The sequence below is a fragment of the Burkholderia sp. HMSC10F09 genome (assembly GCF_001806955.1).
Taxonomy (GTDB): domain Bacteria; phylum Pseudomonadota; class Gammaproteobacteria; order Burkholderiales; family Burkholderiaceae; genus Burkholderia; species Burkholderia multivorans.
In genome coordinates this window covers 65,126-74,317 of sequence record NZ_KV786935.1, presented here as the reverse complement: position 1 = coordinate 74,317, position 9,192 = coordinate 65,126, and the positions used below count along the sequence as shown (strand labels likewise).

The following is a 9,192-nucleotide window of genomic DNA, read 5'->3' as shown; positions in this document are numbered from 1 at the left end:
CAGCACCGCGCGGCGGCGCGGATCGAACGTGCGGGCGCTCATCGTGCGTCCCCGCGCGCGGCGGGCGCGAGCGACGCGACGAGCGCGCGCCAGTCGTCGCGCTCCGGCTGCCCCGGCTTGCGTTCGCCGAACAGCAGCGCGACGTGCTCGCCGTTGCGGTCGAACAGTTCGACCGAGGTGACGATGCCGTCGCTCGTCGGCTTCTTTACGACCCACGCGGTCGCGATCATGTCCTCGCGCACGTGCAGGTTGAAGCCCGGATCGAGCACGTTGATCCATGCGCCGACTTCGCGCACGTTCGCGATGGGCCCCGTATGGATCTGGATCATCCCCGCGTTGCCGACGAACACCATGATCGGCTGGCCGCTCTGCGCCGCGCGTTCGAGCACGTGACGCAACGCGCGTGCGGCATCGAGCGGATACGCATGCTGCGGATCGGCAAGACGCAACGCCTGCAGGCGGCTCACGCCGAAACGCTGCGTGATGCCGAAGAACTGGTGCGTGTCCGTCATGGCATCCCACGCGGCGCGAAAGCCGGCGACGTCGATCGCGCTGTCCGCACGCTCGGGTTTTTTCGGCGCGGCCGGCGCGACGTCGAGGCCCGGTTGCTGCGAGGCCGCGCGCCAGCGCGCGACGAACGCATCGTATTCGGCGTGATCGCTGTGCGCGCGCAGATAGACCTTGTGGATCGCATGGCCCTGCGCGTCGAAGAACTGCAGACTCTTCAGCGGGCCGTGCGGCGTGTCGTCGCGCACCGCGAACGCGGACGCCCACTGCCGATAGAAGATGCGCAGATCGATGTCGCCGAGTGCGAGACCGACGGGGCCGTCGTGGCTCATCTGCGCGTACGCGCCGTCCTTCTCGTGCACGGCCGCGTCGTTGCGCGTGAGCGCCATCACGCGGCCGAGACGCGGCATTTCCTCGAACAGCTCGGGAAAGCGCGCATCGAGCCGCACCACGTGCTCGCCGACGAATGCGGCGAGCGCTTCGCCTTCGCTGACGCCGAGCGCCTGCGCGACGTCGCGGTTGCGCAGCCGGCGCTCGCGCTTGAGCTTCACGAATGCGTCGCGCAGCGAGGTGGACGTGCGCACGGAGGGCGCGGAAACGGGGGATTGCGTCATGTCGGACTCCTTGACGGACGGTGGGACGCGCGTGCAGCCGGCGCGCATCAGAAATCGACCTTCATGCTGACTGCGACGGTACGGCCGGGCGACGTATAGGCGTCGAGCACCGGCGAATCGGCGGCGATGCCGCGCACGTCGGACCAGTTCCAGTACTTGCGGTCGAACAGGTTCCGGATGCCGACCGTCGCGCTCACGTGCTTGTTGAAGCGATAGCCGCCGCGCAGGTCGACGACGAACGACGAAGGCGGCGCGAAGCACGCGCGCTTCGAACAGTCGGACCGGTCGATGTCCTTGTCGCGCTTCGCGGCCTGGAACAGCAGATCGGTCTGCACGAACCAGCGTTCGGTCGGTTCGTAGCGCACGCCGAACACGGCGGAAAACGGATTCACGGTGTTGAGCGGCTGGCTGGCGGCGCCATTGTTTTGTGTCGAGCCGCGCGTCAGCGCGAGCTCGGTGCGCAGCGTGATGCCGTTCGGCATCGCCCAGTCTGCGCGGCCTTCGATGCCGTGAACGCGCGCATCGGCGAAGTTCACGTACTGGAACACGAACGGATCGGTCGGCCGGCCGCTGCCGGCGATCGTCGTGCGCGCGATGAAGTTGCGGTAGCGGCCGGTGAACGCGGCCGCGCTGTAGCGAATCGTGCCGTAGCCGGTGCCGGCCCGGCCGCGCAGCCCGGCTTCGAACGTGTCGCTGGTCTCGGGCTTCAGGTTCGGATTGCCGATCGAGGTATAGCCGTACACGGGGTTCGAGAAGCTGCTGTTGACCTGATCGGGCGTCGGCGCGCGGAATCCGTGTGCGTACTGCAGATAGGGAATCAGCGCGGGCGCGATCTCGTACAGCACCGCGACGCGCGGCGACAGCTCGTTCGCGTGCGTCGACACCGCGCGGCCGGTGAACAGCGGATCGTTGCCGGCCGGCTTCAAGCGATACGTATCGAAGCGCAGCCCCGGCGTGACGAGCAGGCGGCCGTAGCCGATCTGATCCTGCACGAACGCGCCAAACAGCGTGTAGTCGGTGTCGGGGAAGGCCTTGTTCGGAAACGTCTCGCCGACGCCGGGCACCGTGCCGTCGCGCAGGTTCGTGATCCGCGACAGGCTGCCGTCGACGCCGCCCAGCAGCTTGTGCGCAAGCGGGCCGGTCGAGAACCCGCTTTCGGCGAACGCGGAGCCGCCGAACGTGCGTTCGCGATAGCGGTTGTCGCGCGAGCGCGACGGCAGCGTGCCGCGCGTTTCGAACGCGTACTGGTCCTGCGTCGCTTCCTGGTAGTAGAACTGCACGTGCGCGTTCTGCAGCCAGCGCGAGGCGTCGTCGCGAAAGGCGTAATCGGCGCTGAAGCGGTTGCGTTCGAGCCGGTCGCTCGTCGTGAGGCCGAGCGTCGCGGGCGCGACGATCGCGGACAGCACGTCGGTCCCGACGCGCCGCTGCACGGTTTCGGCGGTCAGCCTGATCGTGTCGCGCGCGGTGGGCGTCAGCACGAGCTTGCCGAGCAGCGATTCGCTGTACACGTGCTGCGGGTTCGACGTCGTGCGCAGCGTGCCTGCCGCGTTATTGCTGCCGCGCGTGTCGATTTCGTGGCCGCGGCGGCCGTCGGCGATGATCATCCCCTGGATGCGATCGTTGCCGCCGGCGGCCGACACGGTCGCGCCGATGCTGCGGTCGGTCGAGTCGTAGCTTGGCCGGAACGAGAAGTAGATGGGCTTGCGGTAGATCGACAGCAGATCCTGCGGATCCTTCGTGATGAAGTTGACGGCGCCGGTCAGTCCGTCGCTGCCGTACAGCGCCGACGCCGGCCCGCGCACGATCTCGATGCGCTTGAGCGTATCGAGATCGGTGTAGTCGCCGCGGCCCGCCTCGAGCGGGCCGAACGAGAATGCGTTCGGCAGGCGGATGCCGTCTTCCATCAGCATCACGCGATTGCCTTCGAGGCCGCGAATGTTGATGCTCGAATCGCCGTCGCGGCCGCCGCCGAGTGCCGCGCTGCCGGGACGATACGCGGTGCGCCGCACCGTGATGCCGGGTTCGTAGCGCAAGGCGTCCTTGATGTTGGTGGCCTGCTGTTCGTCGAGGTCGTCCGCGTCGATCACCGAGACGGAAGCGGCGGTGCGGCTCGCGGCCGTCGCGGTGCGCGTCGCCGTGACGGTGACCGGGTCCAGCAGCGCGCTGCCGGCGCGTGCGGCTGCCGCATCGGCCATGACGGACGAGGCGGCGGCGTGGGACGGCGAAGAATCGGCGTGAGCCGTGGCGGCGGACAATCCGACCGCGCCGATGAGCGCGGCAAAGATCGGCTGGCGCGCCAGCGTAGAGCGATGCACAGGTGGTCTCCCATGGTTGAAACAAGCCCGAAGGCTGGCTGGGCGACGCGTTCACCTGGCTGGCCCATGCGCGCGATGCGGCGCACGGCAAATTGAAAGGAAGCTGACGAATGCCTGAAGTGTAAATGAGAATTATTATCGATACAAGGAAGCGAACGGGATGCGCGCGGGCGCGCAGCCGCCAGCGGCGCGCCACGGTGGCGCGCGATCAATTCGGGAGACGGGCGCCGTGACGCGGCGCTAGGCGAGCGATTCGAGGCGAATCAGCAGATTGCGCGCATGCGCGACGAACGCATCGTGAACGTCGCGCTCGGCGCGGCTTTCGAGCCCCGCCTGTTCGGCGAACGCGATCTGTTCGGTAAAGAGCTCGACGAGCGCGCCGCGGGCATCGACGGGAAGCGTGCGAACCATCGAGACGAGCAGCAACTCCTGCGCGCGGAGCATGCCGGACAACGATTGAGCGTTCATGCCGACCTCCTCGGACGATGCGGCGGCGGGCCGCACTTACCATACTAGGCGGTCGACACGCGGCGCGCCGCGATCGCGAACGGGGAAGGCGCTTCGTGCGCGGCGAATCAGCCGGCGGCGGCGGTGGTCGTGCGTGCGGCGCGTACCGCCTGCGCGACGCGCTCGACAAACTCGGCGTCGACGCTCGACAGCGCTTCGCGCTTGCCGTCGGGCATCTGGACCATCAGCCGATACGTGACGTCCTGCGTCGTCCAGGCGAGATAGCCGACGACGACGAGCATCACGCCGACCACGAGTGCCGCGCTCGATGACGCGACGCCGCCCGCGATCGCGGTGACGACGCCGATCAGCGAGATCAGCGATGGCACGAGCCGGTTTTTCGGGACCTTGACGACGTCGACGTCGCCGATGTCACGCAGCGCGAAGACCTGGCCGCCGGACGACAGCCCGTTGCGCGTGATGGTCACGCCGCGTTCGTTGAAAGGGTTTTCCATCGTGTGTTGCGTGGACGAAAACGCGCAGCGTAGCAGACTTCGTCGCCGGACCCAAAGGGACGGAGTGCCGCACGCGCCGGGCACAGCGGCCGTCGCATGGCACGCGCGGCGCCGCTGCGGGCGCCGGAGGAACGCGGGAAGCGGCGATTAGAACTGCAGGCGGCCGTCGCCGTACAGCCGGCCGGGCACGTGCGACGCGACGACTTCGGCAATTTCCGCGTCGGTCGATTCGGCCGGCACGATCTGCCGTCGCGCGGGTGCATCGAGATGCATCGTCCATTCGACGAGCCGATACGGGCGCCCCCACGGGCGCTGCATTTCGACGGACACGCGACAGCTCTGGACGGGTAACGAGTGCTCGCGGGTCAGAATCGTGTGCAGATGGCTGAAAACGGTATCTTCGATCATCACGGGCCTCCGATCCTGTCTTGTTATGGGTATCCGGTGGCGGCGCCGCCGGGTTCGCAAAAAAAATGCCGCCGATGCTCAGGCGGCCAACAGGGGGGGTGAGTGCATCGTCTCAGCCCAGAATTAAGCGAAACTTAAAAGCCCATAAAAAAGCGCCCCGCGTGGAGCGGGGCGCTTCTGCCGTCGTGATCCGCAGGTTGAGCGGATGCTTTAGAACTTGTGACGGATACCGACGCGTGCGGCGATCTGGTTCGACGAACCGTTGCCCGACGTGTTGAAGTAGCTCGTGCTCGAACCGATCTGCGCCTGTACGTTGTTGCCCGACGCCTTCTGGTAGATCACGAGACCGTACACGTCCGTACGCTTGCTGAGTGCGTAGTCGAGCGCGAGGTTGCCCTGGTTCCAGTGCGCCGATGCGCCGTTTTGCGTTGCGTTCGTGTACGTGTAGCCGGCTGCTGCCGACAGGGCCGGCGTGATCGCGTACTTCAGGCCGCCTTCATATGCGTTGTAGAACGTGCCGCCTGCACCCGAAACGGTCGAGAACTGCGTACGCGTCCACAGCAGCCATGCCGTTGCCGGGCCCCATACGTAGCGGCCGCCGACGCCGTACGTGCGCAGGTCGCGGACGTTACCCGTGCTGATGTTCGCGAGCGCCGTGTTGAAGTTCGAGCCGCCCGACGGCGTCGTCGACTGGCTCGGATAGCGGATGTCCGTGTAGGCCGCACCGAGCGAGAACGGACCGTTCGCGTAGTTCAGGCCAAAGCTGTATGCGCGCGACGAACCGCCGCTGTTCGTGGTGCCCGTGCCCGGTGCGCCTGCGAAGTCGGTCGAGTTCGAGAAGCCGTACAAGGCGCCGAACGTGAAGCCGGCGTAGTTCGCGCTCTGGAACTTCACCGCGTTGTTGATGCGGCTCGACGTGAGCTGGTCGACGTCGTTGACGTGGTAAGCATAGTTGCCTGCGACCGTGTTGCCGCCCGTCGAGTAGTTCGAACCGAGCACGTCGGTCGAGAACGAGTACTGACGACCGAACGTCAGCGTGCCGTACTGCGACTGGCTCAGGCCGACATAGGCTTGACGGCCGAACAGCGCGCCACCTTGGCCGAGTGCGCCCGTGCCGCTGTTGAAGCCGTTTTCGAGCACGAAGATCGCCTTCAGGCCGCCGCCGAGGTCTTCGGTGCCGCGCAGGCCCCAACGGCTGCCTTGCGCAACGCCGTCGTCGTACTTGAACAGCTTGCTGCTACCGCCGGTAGCGTTCTTGCTGTGGTTCACGTAGCTGATACCGGCGTCGATCACGCCGTACAGCGTGACGCTGCTTTGCGCGTGCGCCACACCGGCGGTGGCTGCCAGGATGGCGGTGGTCAACAGTTTCTTGTTCAAAGGATTCTCCGAGCGAATAAATGCGTGTCCAGTTGCGGTTCCGGCGCTCTCTGCGGGCGCTTTCACGGACCGACGGCGACTTTATCGACGTGCCACGTAATGAATGTGACAGCCTCTGTCATATGAAGAATGTGTGGTGCCGATGCGACATCCGGCCCCTGTTCCGGCCCGAAACAGGAGCTGAATTCTGCCCGGCGTCGCGGCCGCCCGTTATATCGAATTCGCCTGAACTTTGATCGCGCTGCGGAAAATGCACATGAAATAAGCTTGGTTGGTCGCGTTCCGGCCCCGTGCGACGATGCGCGTTCCAACAACGACACGGCAAGAGGAACCATGCGACGTTCGATCCTGACCGGCTTCGCCGCCCTCGGCGCGGCGCTGGCTTTCGCGGCGCCCGGCGCGCACGCCGATCCGCAGACGCTGAAGATCGGCACGATGAGCGGCCCCGATGCGCAGATCTGGAGCGAGGTGACCAAGGTCGCCGCACGCGAAGGGCTCGCGATCAAGATCATCGAGTTCAACGATTACGTGCAGCCGAACGCCGCGCTCGACGCCGGCGATCTCGATGCGAACGGCTTCCAGCATCAGCCGTTTCTCGACAGCCAGATCAAGCAGCGCGGCTACAAGATCGTCAACGTCGGGCTGACCTATACGGCGCCGATGGGTTTCTATTCGAAGAAATACAGGTCGCTGAAGGATTTGCCGGCGGGCGCGAAGGTCGGGATCCAGAACGATCCGTCGAACGGCAACCGCGCGCTGCTGTTGCTGCAGAAATACGGCGTCATCAAGCTGAAACCGGGCGTCGGCACGAACGGCGTCAACGCGACGCCGCTCGACGTGGCCGAGAATCCGAAGAAGATCCGCATCGTCGAACTCGACGCCGCGCAACTGCCGCGCGCGCTGCCCGATCTCGACGCGGCCTCGATCAATACCGACTACGCGGTGAAGGCGGGGCTCACGCCCGTGAAGGACGCGATTGCGATCGAGGACCTGCGCGGGCCGTATGCGAACCTGATCGCGGTGCGCGAGCAGGACCGGAACAAGCCGTGGGTGAAGAAGCTCGTCGCCGCGTACGAATCGGGCGACGTGCGCAAGTTCATCGAGCAGAAATTCGGCGGCGCGATCGTGCCGGCGTTCTGAGCGGCGCGTGCGGTGCGCGCACGGCGCGCTGCCGCCCGGCTCTCGCATCCGCCTCAAATACATCGCCCGCGCAAGCGGGCGATTTCGCTGTGATACAGGCCGCGGCGCGGCGCGCGTGCGGCGGCGCTTATGCGGACAGCAGCGACCCCGTGCGGATCGGCGTTGCGCCGGCGATGCGCGCGACTTCCATCCCGGCCGTCGCGAAGCGCACGACCTGACGCGCATAGAGCACGCCCGACACGCTGCTCTTCAGCGTGACGACGCGATCGGTGAGCGGATCGACGATATCCGCGACTTCCTGGCCGGCCTCGATCCATACGCCGACCGGCGTGCGGAACACCAGCACACCCGACACCGGCGCAACGAGCGGATCGGTGCCAGCGAGCGGCGTGGCCGGATGCGCGAGCGGCGGCAGCGGCGCCGGCGTGCCCTCGACGATCCCGCGTTCGGTCAGGTATTCGACGATCGCTTGCGCGTCCTTTTCCGCGAGCTCGTACGACACGTCGCGCTCGCTGCGCAGTTCGACCGTGACCGAGATCGCACCGTTCGGAATCGGGAAGCGCTCGCCGAAACGGCTGCGCAGATCGGACCAGCAGAAGCTGTGAATCTCGTCGAACGGATTGCCGACCGAGTTCAGCGCGAGCAGCGACGCCTGCGCGTCGAGATAGCGCGCGAGCGGCTCGACGTCTTCCCAGAGATCGGGGTTCGTATACAGGTGCATTACCGCGTCGTTGTCGCAGTGCAGGTCGAGCACGATGTCGGCGTCGTACGACAGCTTCTGCAGCGCGAGACGCTGCGATTCGAGCTCGGTGCGCGGCTTCTGTTCGTCGAGCGCTTCGCGCATCGCCGCGCGCACCGCTTCGACGTTGCGCTGCGCGTCGTGCGTGAGGCGGCCTTCGATGCGCGGCAGCACGAGCGCGGCGAGATCGTGGAAATTGCGGTTGAAGTTCTGCATCGAGCCGAGCTCGAAGCGGCCCAGATGATCGCCGAACACATGCTGCGACAGGCCGATCGGGTTCGGCACGGGCACGATGACGATCTCGCCGCGCAGCTTGCCGGCCGCTTCGAGCGCCGCGATCTTGCGGCGCAGCAGCACGGCGACCAGCATGCCGGGCAGTTCGTCCGCGTGCAGCGACGACTGGATGTAGACCTTCTTGCCGCCGCGCGGGCCGTAATGGAAGCTCGTGATCTGACGTTCGGTGCCGACGGCGGGGGAAATCAGCGGATGGGTCTGCGTTTGCATGGTGACGGGAGCGCGGCGCAGCCGCGAATGGTCCGGTGTGCGTGGAAGGTCGATTGTACGTTGCCTTCGTCGAAGCCATCAAACCGGTTCCGGAACAGCCGTTTTCCCTTTGCAAATCAGCGGGTTGACGCGAAAAAAAATAGCGGGACGCGCGGCGCCGTGCGCAGCCGCGCGCGCAAAAAAAACGGGCCCCTTGCGGAGCCCGTCTGCGCGGATGCGGCGCGCGCGCTTACTTGCCGTACACGTCGAAGTCGAAGTACTTCTTCGCGATCTTGTCGTACGTGCCGTCCTTGCGCATCGCCGCGATGGCCGCGTCGATCTTCGCCTTCAGGTCGGTGTCTTCCTTGCGCAGGCCGATGCCCGCGCCTTCGCCGAGCGTCTTCGGATCGTCGAGATCCTTGCCCGCGAAGTCGAAGCTCGCGCCGCGCGGCGTCTTCAGGAAGCCGATCTCGGCCTGCACCGCGTCCTGCAGCGCGCCGTCGAGGCGGCCCGCGATCAGGTCGGCGTACACCTGGTCCTGGTTCTGGTACGGGACGACCTTCACGCCCTTCGGCGCCCAGTACGTCTTCGCGTAGGTTTCCTGGATCGTGCCCTGCTCGACGCCGATCGACTTGCCCTTCAGCGAT

Annotated in this window: 9 protein-coding genes; 1 reads left to right on the top strand and 8 read right to left on the bottom strand. The window is 66.5% G+C overall.

Going from position 1 to position 9,192, the window contains the following annotated elements:
* Positions 1–38: 38 nt before the first annotated feature.
* The 6 genes from HMPREF3115_RS27990 to HMPREF3115_RS27965 all read right to left on the bottom strand — a co-directional run bounded on the left by HMPREF3115_RS27990 (position 39) and on the right by HMPREF3115_RS27965 (position 6,183).
* The gene (locus HMPREF3115_RS27990; RefSeq protein WP_070557015.1) at positions 39–1,121 is read right to left on the bottom strand and encodes a hemin-degrading factor; all 1,083 of its coding nucleotides are present in this window, start codon (positions 1,119–1,121) and stop codon (positions 39–41) included.
* Between the two features lie 47 nt (positions 1,122–1,168).
* Positions 1,169–3,436 (bottom strand): TonB-dependent hemoglobin/transferrin/lactoferrin family receptor, encoded by a 2,268-nt coding sequence (locus tag HMPREF3115_RS27985; protein ID WP_070557007.1) that lies wholly within the window; start codon positions 3,434–3,436, stop codon positions 1,169–1,171.
* Between the two features lie 240 nt (positions 3,437–3,676).
* Positions 3,677–3,904: a hypothetical protein gene (locus HMPREF3115_RS27980; protein ID WP_053298167.1), complete on the bottom strand. Its 228-nt coding sequence runs from the start codon at positions 3,902–3,904 to the stop codon at positions 3,677–3,679.
* Between the two features lie 107 nt (positions 3,905–4,011).
* On the bottom strand, positions 4,012–4,398 hold the full coding sequence (locus tag HMPREF3115_RS27975; RefSeq protein WP_006397299.1) for a DUF6232 family protein: 387 nt from the start codon (positions 4,396–4,398) through the stop codon (positions 4,012–4,014).
* A gap of 147 nt (positions 4,399–4,545) precedes the next feature.
* Positions 4,546–4,806 carry a DUF2866 domain-containing protein gene (locus tag HMPREF3115_RS27970; protein ID WP_012216319.1) on the bottom strand — a complete coding sequence of 87 codons (261 nt, stop codon included), beginning with the start codon at positions 4,804–4,806 and terminating at the stop codon, positions 4,546–4,548.
* Between the two features lie 210 nt (positions 4,807–5,016).
* A complete protein-coding gene (locus tag HMPREF3115_RS27965; protein ID WP_035945680.1) occupies positions 5,017–6,183 on the bottom strand; it encodes a porin in 1,167 nt (388 codons plus the stop codon).
* A 333-nt stretch (positions 6,184–6,516) separates the two neighbouring features.
* Between HMPREF3115_RS27965 and HMPREF3115_RS27960 the strand changes: the two genes are divergently transcribed.
* Positions 6,517–7,323 carry a MetQ/NlpA family ABC transporter substrate-binding protein gene (locus HMPREF3115_RS27960; protein WP_070557005.1) on the top strand — a complete coding sequence of 269 codons (807 nt, stop codon included), beginning with the start codon at positions 6,517–6,519 and terminating at the stop codon, positions 7,321–7,323.
* A 127-nt stretch (positions 7,324–7,450) separates the two neighbouring features.
* Here HMPREF3115_RS27960 and HMPREF3115_RS27955 read toward each other — a convergent pair whose 3' ends face one another.
* A complete protein-coding gene (locus HMPREF3115_RS27955; protein ID WP_006397295.1) occupies positions 7,451–8,566 on the bottom strand; it encodes a succinylglutamate desuccinylase/aspartoacylase family protein in 1,116 nt (371 codons plus the stop codon).
* Between the two features lie 229 nt (positions 8,567–8,795).
* On the bottom strand, positions 8,796–9,192 hold a 397-nt coding region (locus HMPREF3115_RS32955; protein ID WP_256276455.1), incomplete at its 5' end, for a transporter substrate-binding domain-containing protein.